This is a genomic window from Nocardioides sp. (assembly GCF_024509035.1).
Classification (GTDB): Bacteria; Actinomycetota; Actinomycetes; order Propionibacteriales; family Nocardioidaceae; genus Nocardioides.
Genome location: NZ_JANINT010000091.1, coordinates 1 through 16,589 on the forward strand (window position 1 = coordinate 1; position 16,589 = coordinate 16,589).

Below are 16,589 nucleotides of genomic sequence, written 5' to 3' on the forward strand. Positions count from 1 at the left end.
CAGCGCCATCGGCTTCCCGATGTTGCCGAGGCCGACGAACCCGACCCTCATGCGCGGAAGGTCTGTCCGCCGTCGACGGCGATGATCTGCCCGGTCACCCACGACGACTCCGGCGACAGCAGGAACAGACAGGCGCCGACCATGTCCTCGGGCTGTCCCATCCGCTTGAGCGCGAGACCCTTGACCAGCTCCTTCGCGGCATCGCCCGCCTGGGTGCGGGTCGCGGCGGTGTCGGTCGGGCCCGGCGCGATCGCGTTGACGCGGATCCCCATGCCGCCGAGCTCGTGCGCGAGCTGCTGGGTCAGGCCGTTCACGCCGACCTTCGCCAGGCCGTAGAACCCGGAGTAGAGGTACGCCGCCGTGCTCGACTGGTTGACGATCGACCCACCGCCCCGGCGCTGCATCACCGGGTAGACCGCGCGGGTCATCACCAGCGCGCCGTCCATGTTCACCGACATGAACCGGCGGTAGTAGTCCCAGTCGACGCTGATCAACAGGTCGAAGGCCATGTCGCCGTAGATCGCGGCGTTGTTGACCAGCCCGTCGATCCCGCCGTACGCCGCCACGGTCGCCTCGACCAGGGCCGCCGCCGACTCGTGGGAGGAGACGTCGGTGCGCACGAACAGCCCGCCGATGTCGGCGGCGACCTTCTCCCCGCCCTCGGCGTTGAGGTCGGCCACGACCACCGACGCCCCCTCGGCCGCCAGTGCCCGCGCGTACGCCTCCCCGATGCCCTGCGCCGCGCCCGTCACGACGACGACCTTGTCCTGGAATCTCATCTCGGTCCTCCTGGGGTGGCACGCACCTGACGCATCTGCTGCGTCCGGGGCGTGCGCACGACATCTACGTCAGGTGCGTGCGTCCTCACGCGGGCTCGGCAACGGTCTTGGTCTCGAGGTACTCCTCGAACCCCGCGACGCCCATCTCCCGGCCGATGCCGGACTGCTTGTAGCCGCCGAACGGCGCGTCGGGGCTGAACCACACCCCGCCGTTGACGGCGATCGTGCCGGTGCGGATCCGCGCCGCGACGGCCTTGGCACGCTGGAGCGACCCGGACTCCACCGACCCCGAGAGGCCGTACGCCGAGTCGTTGGCGATCCGCACCGCGTCGTCGTCGCCGTCGTGGGGGATCACCACGAGCACCGGCCCGAAGATCTCCTCCTGTGCCAGGCGGCTGGAGTTGTCGAGGCCGGCGACCACCGTCGGCTCGACCCAGAAGCCGGGCTGGTCGATCACCCGGCCTCCGGTGGCGAACCTGCCGCCCTCCGCGACCGCCAGCCGCAGGTAGGACTCCACCCGGTCGCGCTGCGCCTGGGAGATCACCGGTCCGCAGATCGCTCCCGGGTCGGCGGGGTCCTTGGCGCCGATCGACTCCATGGTGGCGGCCGCGACCTGCACGGCCTCGTCGTACCTATCCCGCGGCACCACCAACCGCGTGGTGATCGCACAGCCCTGACCGGCGTGGATGCAGGCGGTGAAGGCGGTCGCTCCGGCCGCGGCGGCGACGTCCGCGTCGTCGAGGACGATCGCGGCCGACTTGCCGCCGAGCTCGAGGAAGACCTTCTTCAGCGTCGGTGCCGCGGCGGCCATGATCGCCCGGCCGGTGGCGGTGGAGCCGGTGAACGAGACCATGTCCACGCGCGGGTCGGTGGTCAGCAGCGCCGCGACCTCGTTGGAGGCCGGGGTGACGACGTTGAAGACGCCCGGCGGGATGTCGGTGTGCTCGGCGACCAGCCGGCCGAGCTCGCACGCCACCCAGGGCGTGTCCGGCGCGGGCTTGAGCACGACGGTGCAGCCGGCCGCGAGCGCGGGCCCGACCTTGGCGAGGTTGATCTGGGTGGGCACGTTCCAAGGCGAGATCGCCGCGACCACGCCGACCGGCTCGCGGCGCACGGTCCGGCGGCTCGCGATCCCCATCGGGTGCGCGACGCCGAGGTCGGTCTCGAACTCGTAGGCCTCGAGCAGGTCGGTGACCCAGCGCAGGCCGTCGACCGGCACGTCGAAGCCGGCCGCACCCATCATGAAACCTGGCATGCCGACCTCGGCGGTCGTCAGCGCCTTGAACGGCTCGGCGTGCTCGAGCAGCGCGGCGTGCAGCTGGCGCAGGCAGCGCACGCGCCGCTCGACGTCCGTCGACCAGTCGGTGTCGTCGAAGGCACGACGGGCCGCCGCGATGGCGGCGTCGACGTCGGCCGCCGTGCCGTCGGGGGCGACGCCGATCTCCTGCCCCGTGGCGGGACTCAGGATCGGGTACGTCGCGGCGGCACCCACCAGCTTGCCGTCGATCAGCTGCTGGGCTGGAGGCGGAAGCGTCACGGCGTCGACTCCTGTGTGACGCTCTGCTGGGTGATGTGGTCGCCCGCCTCGACCGGCGGGGGCCACACGGTCGACGGGAGGTCCTCGGGGCGGTAGTGGCCGGGCACCTCGAGGCCGAAGACCTGCAGCCGTTTCATCAACGTGTCGGGCGCCTTGCCGGACTTCACGACCCGGCCCATCGTGTGCGCCATCGCGCCGAAGTCGAACCAGTCGCGCTGCCAGGCGAACTTCAGGTCGCCGTCGGCCTGGCGCTCCACGCCGAACCAGCTGCCGCCGAGCCCCGGGACCTCGAACTCCCGGCCGGTCTCGTCGTCGACGATCCCGGCCCGCTGCTTCCAGAAGCCCACGACCATCGCGTTCTTCTCGTCGATCACCGTGGCCATGTAGTCGTAGTGCCAGCCGTCGAAGCCGTCCATCTCGATGCCGATCGCCCAGTCGCGGATCTGCTCGCGGCCCACGGCCATGAAGTGCTCCTCGGGCGTCAGCATCCAGCCGTACGTCGCGTCCTCGGCGTACCAGTCCGCCATCACCCGCCAGTCTCCGGAGCGCTCGGCCTGCCGGTTGACGTCGAGCCAGGTCTGCCAGAAGTCCTCGATCTCGGCTCTGCTGAGACTCACTGTTCCTCCTCGATGGCCAGCGCCATGGCTGGGCAGTACTTCACGGCCGACTCGACGCCGATCCGCAGCGACTCGTCGGGGTGCTGCTGCAACACGGTCACCACGTCGGCGTCCGTGTCGAACCCGAACACCTCCGGCGCCTCGCCCTGGCACATCTGGTGCCCCTGGCAAAGGTCGGTGTCGGCGACCACCCGGAAGCTCATTGGTCCGCTCCGCCGCCGTAGGTCGAGCAGCGAGCCCTGGCGAGCGTCGTCGAGACCCCCGCAGCCTGCGCGCCTGCCTTGGGTGCGGGGGTCTCGACAAGCTCGACCACCGGCGCCCGCCTCATCGCTGCCGCCGGCGGTAGCGGACGCGGCAGGGCTGCTCGAGCTGGATGACCATCTTGGAGACGTCGTCGCGGTAGGTCTCCGACGGCTGCGCCATCTCGAACTCGTAGTCGCGCAGGATCACCGAGAAGATCGCCTTCATCTGCATCATCGCGAAGGCGTTGCCGACACAGCGGTGCTTGCCGGCTCCGAACGGGATCCAGGTCCAGCGGTTCTGGAGGTCCTCCTGGCGCGGGTCGACGTAGCGCCCGGGGTCGAAGGCGTCCGGGTCGGGGAAGTCCGCGGCCATCCGGTTCGAGACCCGGGGCGAGGCGGCGACGACAGTGCCGACAGGGATGGCATGGCCGGCCAGCTCGATCTCCTCGGCCACGACCCGCATCAGGATGATCAGCGGTGGGTGGAGTCGCAGCGTCTCCTTGAGCGCCGCCTCCAAGCGCGGGATCGAGCGCAGCGCCTGGAAGGACACCTCCGAGCCGTCGGCGTACAGGTCGTCGAGCTCGGCGACGATGTCCCTCATCACCGACGGGTGCCGCATCAGCTCGATCAGCGCCCACGACGCCGTGCCGGACGAGGTGTGGTGACCGGCGAACATCATCGAGATGAAGATGCCGGTGATGTAGTCGGCCGTCATGTCGATCGAGATCAGGACGTCGAGGAGGTCGCGCTCCTCGCGCGGCACCGTGCCACGAGCAACCCGGCGGTCGATGATCGCCTGCACCAGCGCGACCAGCTCCTCGCGCGCGGCGTCGCGGCGGCGGAAGGACTCGATGTCCATGTAGGGATCGACGTACGCCAGCGCATCGGTGCCGCGCTCGAGCTCGTGGTAGAGCGCGGCGAAGCGGCCGTCGAGCTCCTCGCGGAACGGCTTGCCGATCAGGCACGCCGAGGTGGTGTAGATCGTCAGCTCGGCGAACCAGTCGAGCAGGTCGATCTCCCCCTCGTCGCCCCACGCCGCGACCATCCGGTTGACCTCGGCCTCGATGGTCGCGGCATGCCCGCGCATCATGTCGCCGCGCAGGGCCTGGTTCTTCAGCATCTGCTGGCGCTCCTCGGGCGAGGCGTCGAAGACGACGCCCTTGCCGAAGATCGGCGTCATGAACGGGTACGCCGCGGCCTGGTCGAGCGTCGAGTCCGGCGCGCGGAAGAACTGCTCCTGGGCCTGGGCACCGAAGACGAGCACCACGTCCTTGTCGGCCAGCCGGAACCGGCCGATGTCCCCGCACTCGTCGTGCACGCGCTGGAACAGCCCGATCGGGTCGACCCGCATCTCGGCGAGATGGCCCCACTCATCGGCAGGGCCGTCGTCGGAGGCGGCGTAGGAGACTTCCTGGATCGTCACGCGTCCTCCACATCGCTCAGGGGAGCCTCGGGGTTGACCTCGATCAGGCTCAGGTGCACGCCGCGCGGGGCACTGACGACGGTCGTGATCGCGTCGGCGATCGCCGCCGGCTTGAGGAAGTGGGGGTGCCGGGCCTGCCCGAACCGCACCCACTGGTTGAGCACGAACGCCGCCTCGTCGACGTCCCAGTCCGTGCCCATCTCGCTCCACGTCGGCCCGGGGCGCACGATCGAGGCGCGCACGCCGGTGCCCTCGAGCTCCATCTGCAGCGCGTGCGCCATGCCCTCGAGGCCCCACTTGCCGGCGGCGTACGACGACATGAACGGCCGCGCCCGCACCGCCACGTCCGAGGAGACGAAGACGACGTCGCCGCGCCGGCGCTCGACCATGCCGGGCACGAACGCGCGCACCAGCCGGTGGGCGCCGACGATGTTGAGGTCGAGCTCCTGGCCGAACCGGTCGGTGTCGACCTCGTGGATCGTGCCGGGCGCCACGGCTCCGGCGTTGGAGACCACGACCTCGATCTCTCCCAGGTCGGCGGTCACCGTGGCGGCGAACTCCGCGACGGAGGCGTCGTCGGTGAGGTCGAGCGTGTGCGCGACCGCCTCTCCCCCGGCCTCGCGGACCTGCGCGGCGACGTCCTCGCACCTCTCGGTACGACGGGCGCCGAGCGCGACCGGGAAGCCCGCCGCCGCGAGCGCCAGGGCGGTCGCCGCACCGATGCCCGACGAGGCGCCCGTGACGACGGTGGGCCGTCGCGACGGCTGCTCGTACTTGCTCACCTAGCGCACCTCCACCGTCATCGGCACCATCGCGAAGCCGCGGACGTTGACCGAGTGCACCCGCCGGCAGGCGTCGTGGTCGACCTCGATCGACCGGGCCCGCTCCACCAGCGCGGTGAGCGCGACCCGCGCCTCGAGGCGGGCCAGGTTGGCGCCGAGGCAGTAGTGCCGCCCGCCCCCGAACGACAGGATCGGCGCGAGCTCGTCCGCGCTGCGGGTGATGTCGAACTCGTCGGGCCGCTCGAACACCGACGCGTCGCGGTTGGCGGAGCCCAGGCAGAGCAGCAGCTTGGAGCCCTGCGGGGCGACCCGGCCGTGCAGCTCGACGTCGCGCAGCAGGTAGCGGGCCAGCAGCTGGCTGGAGGTGTCGTAGCGCAGCGTCTCCTCGACCCACAGCGCGACGCGGCCCGAATCGCCCCCACCACCGAACACCAGGTCGTGCTGCGCCGGACGGCGCGTGAGGTGGTGGACCGCGTGGCCCAGGAGCTTGGTCGTGGTCTCGTTGCCCGCGACGACCATGAGGAAGAGGAAGGCGATCACGTCGTCGTCGTCCAGCCGCTCGCCGTCGATCTCGGCCTGGATGAGCGCACTGGTGAGGTCGTCGGTGGGACGGCGCCGCCGCTGGGCGACCATCTCGATGAAGTAGGAGACCATCCACAGCGAGGCCTCGGCACCGGCGGGCGGAACGTCGTAGACGCCGTCCTCGCGGTGGACGACGATGTCGGCCTGCCGGCGGACCTCGGCCCGGTCCTCCTCCGGCACGCCCATCAGCTCGGAGATGACGTCCATGGGCAGCTTGCCGGCGAAGTCGGCGATCCAGTCGAAGCTCCCCTTCGCGAGGCACTCGCCCAGATAGCGGTCGGTGAGCTCCTGGATGCGCGGCAGCAGGTCGTGGACCCGGCGCGGGGTGAACCCACGCGACACCAGCGAGCGCAGCCGCTTCTGACGCGGCGGGTCCATGCCGAGGATCGACATCACCTTGTAGGCGTACGGCCCCCAGGCCGACTTCTCGATCGCGACACCGTGGGAGTTGGAGTACGTGCCCTCGGTCCGCAGGGCGTCGGCGATGTCGGCGTGCCGGGTCAGCGCCCAGAGGTCGAGCTCGGGGTTGTGGTGCAGCGGCTCGTGCTCACGCAGCCAGGCGTACGTCGGGTAGGGGTCGTCCTGGAACCCGTAGTCGTACGGGTCGAGCACGACCGCTTCGCGGACGGCGGTCATCGGCTGCCCCTCATGATCACGGCGACCACCACGTCGAGGCGGTCGGCCATCTCGGCGTACGTCATCAGGCCCATGCCCGCCTGGAGCAGGGCCCCGGAGAACGCCAGCGTCAGCGCCTCGACGGCCTCGGCGCCCGCGTCCCCGGCGGCCACCTCGAACCTGCGCACCAGCTCGGCCCCGATCCGCAGGCGCAGCTCCTCGACCTCGGGGTCGTGCGAGAGCAGCGCCGGTGTGACCGCAGCGGCCAGCTCGGGCGCGGCCGCGAGCCGCTCCCCCAGCCGCCGGGTCACCCACTGCACCCGGGCCACCGGGTCGACCCCGTCCGGCCGCACGTCGGCGTCCTCGAGGAGGAACCGCCAGAACAGCTCGGCGTAGAGCCGGTTCTTCGAGGCCAGGTAGGTGTACGCCGTGGCGGGCGAGAGCCCGGCACGCTGGGCGACCGTGCGGATCGTCAGGGTCTCCGCGCCGACGGCCCGCAGCTCGTCGAGGCCGGCCTCCAGGAGGCGTTCGGCGGTGGTGCTGGACACCTGTCCAACCTAGAACGTGTTCCACCTGGCTGGCAAGAGAGGTCCCCCGGATCTGACAACCTCGAGGGGAGCGCCGGAGTTCTTCCCGGTGTGACTGAATGGAGCACGACGTGATCCCCCCGGCCGAGAAACGGGCCTTCGAGAGGTTCGTCGCCGAGTCCTCGGACCGGCTCGTGCGCACGGCGTACCTGCTGTGCGGCGACCGCGGCCATGCCGAGGACCTGGTGCAGACCGCCCTGCTGCGCACGGCGCGCCGGTGGGGCCGGGCCCGGCGACAGCCGGAGGCGTACGCCCGCCGTGTCGTCGTCAACCTCGCCAAGGACCGGTGGCGCGACCTCGCGCGTCGGCCGAACGAGACGGCGATGGGCGACACCGAGGTCGCGATCACCGTCAGCGACGGGATCGCCGACCGCGACCAGCTGCTCCGGGCCGCCCGCGCGCTGCCCGAGGGACAGCGTGCCGTGCTCGTGCTGCGCTACTTCGACGACCTGTCGATCGAGGACACCGCCCGGGCGCTGGGATGCACGACCGGCTCCGTGAAGTCACAGACCGCGCGCGCCCTGAGCCGACTCCGGGCCGCACTGACACCCGAGATGGAGAACGCCGATGCTGACCGACGATGACCTGACCCGACAGCTGGCCACCGCCTTCCGAGGAGCCACCGACGACCTGGGGTACGCCGGCCGGGTGCCGGAGCCCCGCCGCCCGGCGTACGTCCTCGCCGTGCCGGCGGCGGCGACCGTCGCCGCCGCGGCCGTGCTGGTCGCGACCGGAGGGCTCGCGTCCGACGACGCCCCGAGCCCGCCCCAGGCGGCGACCTCCGCGCCCGGCGGCGCGCAGCACGGCTCGACCACCCGCATCGTGACCGACCAGATCGAGGTCGCAGGGTTCACGTTGAGCTACCGCCGCGCCGCCGGGGAGCCGGACCCGATCCGACTGGTCACCGACACCGAGGTGCCCGACGACGCCCGCAGCCTCGAGGTGGACGGCCCGGCGAAGGCCTGGATCGGCACCGACCCCACCAGCGGGGACCCGGCGCTCTGGCTGGAGTCGCCCATCCGCAACGGGGGCCAGCTGTTCGCGATCGAGTCCTCGGTGTGGACCCAGGACCAGCTGCTCGACCTGTTCCACAACGGCTCGCCGTCCTGACGTCCCGAGGGCCGGGACTAGAACCTGTTCCAGTCCCGGCCCTATCGTCTGTCCATGACCACCTGGCCGCGTGCCGAGCTCGAGACCGCCTTCCGCGACTACCAGGACGAGGTCGAGCGGATCGCCGGGTCCGGCGACTGGGCCCGCTTCGCCGACCTGTTCACGCCAGCCGCGACGTACCGCGAGCACGCGTACGGCGACTTCGAGGGACGCGAGGCGATCCGGGAGTGGATCGTGCGCACGATGACGGCGTTCCCGGGCAGCGCGATGCCGCACTTCCCCATCGACTGGTACGTCGTCGACGAGGAGCGCGGCCGGATCGTGTGCGAGGTCTGGAACGACCTGCCCGACCCCGGCGACGGCCAGCGGCACGGCGCCAGCAACCTGACGATCCTCACCTACGCCGGCGACGGGCTGTGGTCGCGCGAGGAGGACGTCTACAACCCCGCGACGTTCCTGCGCGCGACCAAGCGGTGGTACCGCGTGGCCCAGCAGCACGGCCGGACCACCCCCGACGCCGACGCCTGGATGGCGATGTTCGGCGGCTGAGAGGCCGGGCCCGGGCCGGCGCCGTCCGCTGTAACGCCCGTTTACCCCTCTTCCCACCCTGCTGCAACCTGGTGGGAGGAGCGGGTAACACGGCGTTACAGCGACGGAGACGCCCGCGGGGACGAGGCTCAGCCCTTCCCGGGCCAGTAGCGACGGACGTCGACCTGGGTCACGTCGGCCACCGGCAGGCGGTCGCCGGAGAGCACATCGTCGAAGCTGCGGTCGCCTTGCAGGTAGCGGGCGAAGAACGCCTCGACGTACGTCGACGAGACCGCCTGCTCGTCCTGGAAGGACAGGGTGTCCTGGAGGTCGCCGGGGTCCCAGGCGAAGCACTTGCCGGGTCGGCGCTCCGGGTGCTGGGCGTCGTCCTCACCGCCGGGCAGACCGCTGCTCGCCGCCCACCGGGAGTTGAGGTTGTTGTGGTTGGCGCCGTGCACCGTGATGTTGATGTTGACCCGGTTGCCACCGCGCCGCGCGAGTCGGTTGTACTCGTCACGGCCGACGACGTCGCACCCGCCGGACCAGGTCATGAGGGGCAGGTCGGTGACCGTCACCCGGCGGACGTTGCGGTCCATGAACGGCGGCTCGGCGGCGGCCATGCCGAACACGGCCCGTAGTCGGACGCCCTCGGGGACCATCGGCCGGTGCGCGTCGGCGGCGGCCCACATCACCCCGCGACCGCCTCGCGAGTGGCCGAGCAGGCCGACGTCCTGGAGGTCGACCGCGCCGACCAGGTCCGGCTCGGCGGGCTCACCGGACTGCGCGTCGGTGAAGGCGCCGGCCAGGGGGCCGCTGCCGTCGGTGACGAGGCTGCGCCACATCCGCAGGTGCCGGAAGACGATCGTGGCCCGGGCCCGGTCCGCGACCTCGCCCAGCTCGCCGGCGTTGACGCCGTTCGCACCCACCGAGACCGCCACGATCCCGCGCTCGGCGAGCATCCGGCCGAGATGGTCGTAGCCCTGGTCGCTGTGGATCGCGGTCAGCGGCGCGCGGCAGGGCCAGCCGCCACCGAGCTCTCCGGTCTCGTCGTCGGCGCAGGTCCAGAACAGTCCGTGGGCGATCACGACCAGTGGCAGTCGCCGGCCGGCGGCGTCCGCGGGCGCGTAGACACGGCCGGTGAGCTCGATCGGCGCGAGCCGCTTCGTCGGGATCCCCCGCGGGCTCATCGCGTGGAAGCCGCGCACGGTGAACGCCGCGTCGCCCAGGTCGTAGTCGAGGACATGGATCGACGGATCGTCGGCCGCTGCCGCCGCCTGAGCGGGGCGAGCGGGGGCGATCAGCACACCGAGCGCGACGGCGAGGGACAGGACCAGGGCAGTGAGGTTCCGGGGCACCCGACGACGATGGCGCGCCGATGTCAGGATCTCGTCAGGAGCGCGTCAGGATCCGGTGTCGGCGGGGAGCTGCAGCCACACCGTCGTCCCCGTCCCGACCACGCTCTCGACGCCGACGGTGCCGCCGTGGGCCTCGACGATCTGGCGCACGATCGCCAGGCCCAGACCGCTGCCTCCGGTGGCCCGGCTGCGCGAGGCGTCGGCCCGCCGGAAGCGCTCGAAGACGTGCGGCAGGTCGGCTGCGGGGATGCCCTCCCCGGTGTCCGTGACCTCGACCCGACCCGGGATCCCCCGCAGGGTGACGCGCCCGCCCGGGGGCGTGTGGCGCACGGCGTTGGCGACCAGGTTGGCCACCGCCTGGCGCAGGCGTACGGCGTCGGCGCGGACCTCTCCGGCACCCGAGGCCTCCACGTGCAGCTGCACCCCGGCCGACTCGGCCGCCCCGCGGAACGACTCGGCGACCTGGTCCAGGAAGGTCGCGACGTCGATCCGGGTGGGCTCCAGCCGCAGCTCGCCGGCGTCGCCGCGGGCCAGGTCGTGCAGGTCGTCGACGAGGCGCTGCAGCTGCAGCGTCTCCTCGTGGAGGCTGTCGAGCAACCGACCGTCAGGCTCGACGATCCCGTCCTGCGCCGCCTCCAGCCAGCCGCGCACGTTGGCGAGCGGGGTGCGCAGCTCGTGCGACACGTCGCTGACCATCCGGCGCCGCGCCTCCTCCAGCTGCTGGCGACGGTCGGCCATCCGGTTGAACGCACGGGCGACCTCGCCGACCTCGTCGCGACGCCGGTGCGGCACCCGGACCGAGAGGTCTCCGTCGCCGGCCAGGTGCGCAGCCGCGGCCATGCGCCGCAACGGCCGCACCACGGAGCTCGCCAGCGCCAGGCAGAGCACCAGCGTCACCAGGAGCACCCCGCCCGCGAGCAGCGCGATCCGCACCTGGTCGCCCCGGTCGAGGTCCCAGAAGACCTCGGCCGAGGAGCCCTCGCCGCTCACGAACAGCAGCGCCGGCGGCGCGACGCGGTCCGCGTACCAGGCGCGGCGGGCGTGCGCCGCGCACCGCGCGACCTGTGCGTGCCCACGCGGGTAGTCCACGACCACCGCGAACCCGAGCGCCGGCTTGGACACCGGGCCGAGACCGGCGCGCTCCAGGCACGCATCGACCCGCTCCCACACCGGCACCCGCGCGCGGGTCGGCACCTGCTCGGCGACCAGGCCGGGCAGCTCGGGCGCCTCCGGCACCCGGCGGTCCACCACGCCCGGCGGCTCGACCACCCAGGTCCGACAGCTCTCGCCGCGGACGCAGGTGACCGGGGAGGGCCCGGTGTCGACCGGGGCGAGCTCCTCGTCGGGCGGCGCGAGCAGCACCGGGTCCACGGCCAGGGCGTCGAGGGTGGCGCGGGCCCGCGCGGGGTCGCGCCGCCCGCGTTCGCCCGCGGAGTCGACGAGGACCCGCCCGGACCTGTTCGTGACGCTGACCTGACGGTCGGCCTCGAGGGCGAGCCGGTCGACCAGACCCTCGGCGTCCGCCCAGGACGGGTGCGTCGCGGCGTACCCGACGAGCTCGTCGTAGATCCGGGCATCGGTGTGCAGCGAGTCCTGCTGCTCCTCGCGCACCGCGACGGTCGTCGCGCGCACCGTGGCCCAGGTCGCGGCCACGACCGCGACCAGCGCGATCAGCGCGCCGACACCGAACAGCCGCACCAGCAGGCTGCGCCGCCACGGCACGCGGGAGTCGGTCATCGCGCAGGTGGCACGGCCAGGGAGTAGCCCACGCCGTACACCGTCCGGATGAGAGCGGGGTCGAGCTTCTTGCGCAGGTTGGCGACGTGGACGTCGACGGTACGCCGGGTCACGTGGTCGCTCGGCCCGTGCGGGCCGTGCAGCTCGCGCAGCAGCTGGTCGCGGCTGAACACCCGACCGGGTTCGGCGGCCAGCGCCTCGAGCAGCGCGAACTCGCCCGGCGTGCACGGCACCGCCACGGCGCGGAACCTCACCTCGTGCGTGGCCGGCGAGACGACGAGCTCGCCGGCCGTGATCGCCGGGCGCGCCCCCTCGCGCGTCGCGACCCGGTGGCGGCGCAGCAACGCTCGGCTGCGGGCCATCAGCTCGCGGGGGCTGTAGGGCTTGGTGAGGTAGTCGTCCGCGCCGAGGTCGAGGCCGTCGAGCAGGTCCTCCTCGCCGGCGCGGGCGGTGAGCATCAGGATCGGCAACGCCTCGGTCTCCGGCGCCGCCCGGAGGAGGCGGCACACGTCGAGGCCGTCGAGCCGCGGCATCATCACGTCGAGGATCAGGAGGTCCGGCGGCCGGTGCCGCACCTCGTCGACGGCCGCGCGACCGTCGGGCACCGTGGTCACCTCGTGGCCCTCGGCGACGGCGTAGCGGCGGATCAGCTCGGCCTGCTTGGGGTCGTCCTCCGCGACCAGGATCCTCGCCACGGTGGCGACCCTATGCCGCCGATGTCAGGGAACTGTCAGATCGAGCCGTCCGCAGCGCGATCAGGGAGAGCCGCTCAGGGGCGGAACACCACCTTCACCATGCCCTCCTCCTTCTTCTGGAAGTGCTCGTAGGCCGCAGGGGCCTCGCTGAGCGGCAGGTGGTGGGTGGCGAAGGCGTCGACACCGAAGGGGTCGTCCTCCACGAGCATCGCCAGGAGCTCGTCGGTGTGGGCGCGCACGTTGGCCTGCCCCATCCGCACCTGCACCTGCTTGTCGAAGAGCTGGAACATCGGCATCGGGTCGACAGCACCGCCGTAGACACCCGAGATCGAGATCGTCCCGCCGCGCCGGACCGACTCGATCGCGGAGTGCAGCGCCGCGAGGCGGTCGATCCCGGCCTTCTTCAGCATCGGCTCCGCGATCGCGTCGGGCAGCAGCCCCACGAACTTCTGCATGCCCTGCGCTCCGGGCGACCCGTGCGCCTCCATGCCGACCGCGTCGATCACGGAGTCAGCGCCGCGACCGCCGGTGAGCTCGCGGACGGCCGAGGCGACTCCACCGGCTCCGGCGACCTCGTCGAGGTCGAGAGGTTCGGCACCGAACGCCTCGACGCGGGCGAGCCGCTCGGGGACGCGGTCGACGCTGATCACCCGGTGCCCGGCGCGCATCCCCATCCGGGCTGCCATGTCGCCGATCGGTCCGGCCCCGAGGACGAGCAGCGTCCCGCCGTCGGGGACGTCGGCGTACTTCAGTCCCTGCCAGGCCGTCGGGAGGACGTCGGAGAGGAAGAGGAACCGGTCGTCGGCGTGGTCGTGGGGGACCTTGACCGGGAGGAAGTTGCCGAACGGCACCCGGAGGTACTCGGCCTGCCCGCCAGGCACCTGCCCGTAGAGCTTGGAGTAGCCGAAGAAGCTGGCGCCGGTGCCGTGCTCGGGGTTCTGCGTCGTCTCGCACTGGCTGTAGAGGTGTCGTTCGCACATCCAGCACGAGCCACAGGAGACGTTGAACGGGACCACGACGCGGTCGCCGACCGAGAGCGCGGTGACCTCAGGGCCCACCTCCTCCACGATGCCCATCGGCTCGTGGCCGACGACGTCGCCGGGCTCCATGAACGCGGCGAGCGTCTCGTAGAGGTGCAGGTCGGAGCCGCACAGTCCCGTCGAGGTGACCCGGATGATCACATCGGTCGGCTCCTCGATGCGCGGGTCGGGGACCTCCGTGACCTGCATGTCGTGGACGCCCTGCCAGGTCACTGCCTTCATCACTCAACCGCCTTCGAGTCGGGACGGGGCCCGAGCGACCCCGACCTCCATTACCCGAAGTGGCGACGAGGATGTATCAACCGCGGTAGGTGCGGCAGGGCTGGCTGCGTAGCGACGCACACGGCGGGGCCGAGGACGGTACGCGCACCCCCGGAACCACCGCGAGCACGAGTCGCGACCGACGTACGGCGTCGGCGGCCACGAAGACCCGCTCGCCGTGGGCGATCGTGTCGAAGGCCCACAGCGGCCGTGCACCGCCGGGGGCGTCGACGGTGAGGCGCAGGCGGGAACCCGCGCGGAACGCCTGGGCGAAGGGGAACAGCTCGACCCGGACCTTGGTGTAGCGGCTGGCGGGCAACGGCGCCGCGTCGGACTCGAGGTCGGTGTGCACCGGGGAGACCGCCGTCGACCGGGCGGCGTCGAGCCGACGGTGGCTCGTGCGCAGCCAGCCGGACTGCACATAGACCTCGGTGCCGTTCGGCCGGACCTCGCTCAGCGTCACCTCGAGGTCGGTGTCGAGGGCGGTGGTGCGCACCCAGAGGTCGACCGAGCCGGTGCCGATCGGGACGATGCTCGTGCGCAGGGGGGCGGTGATCCAGCCCAGGCCGGTGCCGGCCGGGATCTGGCGCCAGTCGTAGTCGGGGTGTGCGGCCCAGATGCCCGAGCTCGAGCCGGAGTACGTCGTCTCCGGCAGCGCGCTCGGGTCGGCCCGGTAGCTGCGCTCGCGGGCGGGTCCTGGGCGCTCGTCGGAGGGAGCCCGGCGCAGGCGGCCGTCGTCGGTGAGGTGCCATGCCGTGGGCCGGAGCGACGGGATCGGCCACGACGCGAAGCTGCGGACGAATCGCGGCAGGGGCGCACCCGAGGGCTGGCCGGCGGCGGCGCCCTCCTCGAACAGGACCTGGATCGGGTCGTCCGCCTCGAAGCGCTGCAGCGCCTGCTCGTAGGTCAGGCCGGAGTAGTCGGGCTGCGGTGGCAACGAGAGCCCGGCCACGCCGGTCAGCGACTGGGCCAGGATCGGCGCCACGAGACGCTTGGCCTCCCCGGGCACCCGGTGCGCGACGTAGAGGTCGAGGAAGTCGGCGTACCGCCCGAACACCCCCAGGCTCAGCGACTCGGTGTGGGAGCCGTTGGTCAGCGAGGCGTAGACGTGGGGCGCGGAGGTGAGGTCGTCGAGCAGGGCCGGGAAGTGGCCGCCGGTCTGCTCGTCCTGCCAGGCGCCGGCCAGGAAGACCGGCACGTCGATGTCGTGCGCGAACAGGCTCGGCGAGAGGGGGTCGCCGACCTTGGCGGTGTAGAAGGGGTTGTCGCGGATCATCTGCAGGGGGTCGGGGTTCTGCAGGCGCAGCGCCTGGTTGGCCGCGCAGACCGTGTCGCCGCCGTCGGCGCGGGTGCGGGCCCAGGCTTGGCCGTACGGCGCCGCCTGCGTGGCGCGCTCGGTCGCCCACGGCACCGCGAACCCGGTGTTGAGGATGCCGCCGGGGTAGAGCGTCGCGCGGTAGGTGTCGTCGATGACCGACAGCGGCGAGATCGCCGACAGGTGCGGCGGGCGGGTGCGCGCGACGTAGAGCTGGGAGATGCCGGGGTAGGAGATGCCGACCATGCCGGCCTGGTGGAACTTCGCCCACGACTGCGCCGCCACGGTCTCGATGACGTCGTAGCCGTCGAGGCTCTGGATCGGCTCGAAGTTGGAGAACGAGCCGCCCGAGCAGCCGGTGCCGCGGATGTTCACCCCGACGTAGGCGTAGCCGAGGGTGTTGTAGAGCAGCGCCATCGTGGTGTTGGCGGGATTGCTCGGGTCGTAGCCGGAGTACTCGACCACGGTCGGGAACGGGCCGGCCCCGTCGGGCAGCGAGACGTTGGCCGAGAGCGTGGTGCCGTCGCGCGTGGCGATGTAGCCGAAGCCGTCGGCGAGGGACTGGGCGTCGTAGAAGGACTGGGCGGGCGCGGGGTCGGCGAAGTCCGTGACCCGCACGGTCTCGAGCGGCGCGCCGGAGCCGGCGGGGCGTACGGCGTAGGAGCCCGCCGCCAGCTCGCGCCACGCGAGGCCGCCCGCGGTGTCGACGATGCCGGTCGCGATCACCGCGCCCTCGGCCCCGACCAGCTCGAGCTGCTCGCCCGGGGTCGCGTCGAGCACGTAGAGCTGGTTGACGCTCGGCCGCACGGTGAAGTCGCCCGCGTCGGCGGCGACCGCACCGGGAGCGCCGAGCTGGGCACCCGCGAGCAGGGTCCCGATGACGACGGCCGCGATGGAGGCTCTGCTCGCTGTGCGCATGCTGCGCATGCTGTCACGGTCCGCCGACCCTGTCCCCGGAGGCGGGGCGCGGCCGCCCTGACCCTCGCCGGCGGCGCCACCACCTCGTAGCCTGCCTGCGTGGAGATGCCTCGCGTGCTCGTCATCGGCCTGGACCCGTTCCGGGTGCCGGGCCCCTGGGACCCGCAGCCGATCGCGGCCGGCATCGAGGCGGGTCGCTCACGGTTCGCCGAGCACGGGATCGGCGCCGAGCTCTGCCTGGTCGGACTCGACGGCAGCGACGACGTGCCGGCGGTCGTCGCCTCGGCGCTGGGCTCGCAGGCATGGGAGTGCGTCGTGATCGGCGGCGGCGTGCGCGGGGACACCGAGCTCCTCGAGCAGGTGGTCAACCTCGTGCGCCGGCACGCGCCGGACGCCGCGATCGCGTTCAGCGACTCACCCGACGCGACGTACGACGCCGCCGCCCGCTGGCTGGGCTGACCGCCGC

Annotated in this window: 17 protein-coding genes; 4 read left to right on the forward strand and 13 right to left on the reverse strand. The window is 72.4% G+C overall.

Translation table 11 applies throughout. The features are described from left to right. Positions 1-47 precede the first annotated feature (47 nt). From Q0L15_RS07390 to Q0L15_RS07425, 8 genes are all read right to left on the reverse strand, one after another. Complete coding sequence (locus Q0L15_RS07390) at positions 48-779, reverse strand: SDR family oxidoreductase (RefSeq protein ID WP_296603317.1); 732 nt, start codon at positions 777-779, stop codon at positions 48-50. 85 nt (positions 780-864) lie between these two features. Continuing rightward, complete coding sequence (locus Q0L15_RS07395) at positions 865-2,316, reverse strand: aldehyde dehydrogenase (protein ID WP_296603318.1); 1,452 nt, start codon at positions 2,314-2,316, stop codon at positions 865-867. Next, on the reverse strand, positions 2,313-2,933 hold the full coding sequence (locus Q0L15_RS07400) for a hypothetical protein (RefSeq protein WP_296603319.1): 621 nt from the start codon (positions 2,931-2,933) through the stop codon (positions 2,313-2,315). The genes Q0L15_RS07395 and Q0L15_RS07400 overlap by 4 nt, the downstream gene beginning before the upstream one ends. Then, positions 2,930-3,136 carry a ferredoxin gene (locus tag Q0L15_RS07405; protein ID WP_296603320.1) on the reverse strand — a complete coding sequence of 69 codons (207 nt, stop codon included), beginning with the start codon at positions 3,134-3,136 and terminating at the stop codon, positions 2,930-2,932. Before Q0L15_RS07405 ends, Q0L15_RS07400 begins: the two co-directional genes overlap by 4 nt. Positions 3,137-3,257: 121 nt before the next feature. Continuing rightward, positions 3,258-4,598 (reverse strand): cytochrome P450, encoded by a 1,341-nt coding sequence (locus Q0L15_RS07410; protein ID WP_296603321.1) that lies wholly within the window; start codon positions 4,596-4,598, stop codon positions 3,258-3,260. After that, positions 4,595-5,380 (reverse strand): SDR family oxidoreductase, encoded by a 786-nt coding sequence (locus tag Q0L15_RS07415; RefSeq protein ID WP_296603323.1) that lies wholly within the window; start codon positions 5,378-5,380, stop codon positions 4,595-4,597. The genes Q0L15_RS07410 and Q0L15_RS07415 overlap by 4 nt, the downstream gene beginning before the upstream one ends. Next, positions 5,381-6,598 carry a cytochrome P450 gene (locus Q0L15_RS07420; protein ID WP_296603324.1) on the reverse strand — a complete coding sequence of 406 codons (1,218 nt, stop codon included), beginning with the start codon at positions 6,596-6,598 and terminating at the stop codon, positions 5,381-5,383. Further along, positions 6,595-7,125, reverse strand: a complete 531-nt coding sequence (locus tag Q0L15_RS07425; protein ID WP_296603326.1) for a TetR/AcrR family transcriptional regulator — start codon at positions 7,123-7,125, stop codon at positions 6,595-6,597. The genes Q0L15_RS07420 and Q0L15_RS07425 overlap by 4 nt, the downstream gene beginning before the upstream one ends. Positions 7,126-7,235: 110 nt before the next feature. Between Q0L15_RS07425 and Q0L15_RS07430 the strand changes: the two genes are divergently transcribed. Genes Q0L15_RS07430 through Q0L15_RS07440 form a run of 3 tightly spaced genes read left to right on the forward strand, consistent with a single transcriptional unit; the run spans position 7,236 to position 8,823 of the window. Further along, on the forward strand, positions 7,236-7,748 hold the full coding sequence (locus Q0L15_RS07430; RefSeq protein ID WP_296603327.1) for a SigE family RNA polymerase sigma factor: 513 nt from the start codon (positions 7,236-7,238) through the stop codon (positions 7,746-7,748). Then, positions 7,732-8,274: a hypothetical protein gene (locus Q0L15_RS07435; RefSeq protein ID WP_296603329.1), complete on the forward strand. Its 543-nt coding sequence runs from the start codon at positions 7,732-7,734 to the stop codon at positions 8,272-8,274. Before Q0L15_RS07430 ends, Q0L15_RS07435 begins: the two co-directional genes overlap by 17 nt. A 54-nt stretch (positions 8,275-8,328) precedes the next feature. Then, the gene (locus Q0L15_RS07440) at positions 8,329-8,823 is read left to right on the forward strand and encodes a nuclear transport factor 2 family protein (protein ID WP_296603330.1); all 495 of its coding nucleotides are present in this window, start codon (positions 8,329-8,331) and stop codon (positions 8,821-8,823) included. Between the two features lie 128 nt (positions 8,824-8,951). Here Q0L15_RS07440 and Q0L15_RS07445 read toward each other — a convergent pair whose 3' ends face one another. The 5 genes from Q0L15_RS07445 to Q0L15_RS07465 form a co-directional block, all read right to left on the reverse strand. Next, on the reverse strand, positions 8,952-10,157 hold the full coding sequence (locus tag Q0L15_RS07445; protein ID WP_296603331.1) for a hypothetical protein: 1,206 nt from the start codon (positions 10,155-10,157) through the stop codon (positions 8,952-8,954). Positions 10,158-10,202: 45 nt separating this feature from the next. After that, on the reverse strand, positions 10,203-11,894 hold the full coding sequence (locus Q0L15_RS07450; protein WP_296603332.1) for a HAMP domain-containing sensor histidine kinase: 1,692 nt from the start codon (positions 11,892-11,894) through the stop codon (positions 10,203-10,205). Further along, positions 11,891-12,589, reverse strand: a complete 699-nt coding sequence (locus Q0L15_RS07455; RefSeq protein WP_296603333.1) for a response regulator transcription factor — start codon at positions 12,587-12,589, stop codon at positions 11,891-11,893. Before Q0L15_RS07455 ends, Q0L15_RS07450 begins: the two co-directional genes overlap by 4 nt. Positions 12,590-12,663: 74 nt before the next feature. Further along, positions 12,664-13,851: a zinc-dependent alcohol dehydrogenase gene (locus Q0L15_RS07460; protein WP_296603335.1), complete on the reverse strand. Its 1,188-nt coding sequence runs from the start codon at positions 13,849-13,851 to the stop codon at positions 12,664-12,666. A 76-nt stretch (positions 13,852-13,927) separates the two neighbouring features. Continuing rightward, the gene (locus Q0L15_RS07465; protein WP_296603336.1) at positions 13,928-16,123 is read right to left on the reverse strand and encodes a CocE/NonD family hydrolase; all 2,196 of its coding nucleotides are present in this window, start codon (positions 16,121-16,123) and stop codon (positions 13,928-13,930) included. Between the two features lie 99 nt (positions 16,124-16,222). Here Q0L15_RS07465 and Q0L15_RS07470 point away from each other — a divergent pair, with 99 nt between their 5' ends. Then, complete coding sequence (locus tag Q0L15_RS07470) at positions 16,223-16,582, forward strand: hypothetical protein (RefSeq protein ID WP_296603338.1); 360 nt, start codon at positions 16,223-16,225, stop codon at positions 16,580-16,582. Positions 16,583-16,589: the final 7 nt, after the last annotated feature.

What these genes read in the sequence shown, in the direction of transcription:
- Q0L15_RS07390 (WP_296603317.1), bottom strand. Translation starts at nt 779, where the DNA reads ATGAGATTCCAGGACAAGGTCGTCGTCGTGACGGGCGCGGCGCAGGGC.
- Q0L15_RS07440 (WP_296603330.1), top strand. Translation starts at nt 8,329, where the DNA reads ATGACCACCTGGCCGCGTGCCGAGCTCGAGACCGCCTTCCGCGACTAC.
- Q0L15_RS07465 (WP_296603336.1), bottom strand. Translation starts at nt 16,123, where the DNA reads ATGCGCACAGCGAGCAGAGCCTCCATCGCGGCCGTCGTCATCGGGACC.
- Q0L15_RS07460 (WP_296603335.1), bottom strand. Translation starts at nt 13,851, where the DNA reads ATGAAGGCAGTGACCTGGCAGGGCGTCCACGACATGCAGGTCACGGAG.
- Q0L15_RS07405 (WP_296603320.1), bottom strand. Translation starts at nt 3,136, where the DNA reads ATGAGCTTCCGGGTGGTCGCCGACACCGACCTTTGCCAGGGGCACCAG.
- Q0L15_RS07420 (WP_296603324.1), bottom strand. Translation starts at nt 6,598, where the DNA reads ATGACCGCCGTCCGCGAAGCGGTCGTGCTCGACCCGTACGACTACGGG.
- Q0L15_RS07450 (WP_296603332.1), bottom strand. Translation starts at nt 11,894, where the DNA reads ATGACCGACTCCCGCGTGCCGTGGCGGCGCAGCCTGCTGGTGCGGCTG.
- Q0L15_RS07435 (WP_296603329.1), top strand. Translation starts at nt 7,732, where the DNA reads ATGCTGACCGACGATGACCTGACCCGACAGCTGGCCACCGCCTTCCGA.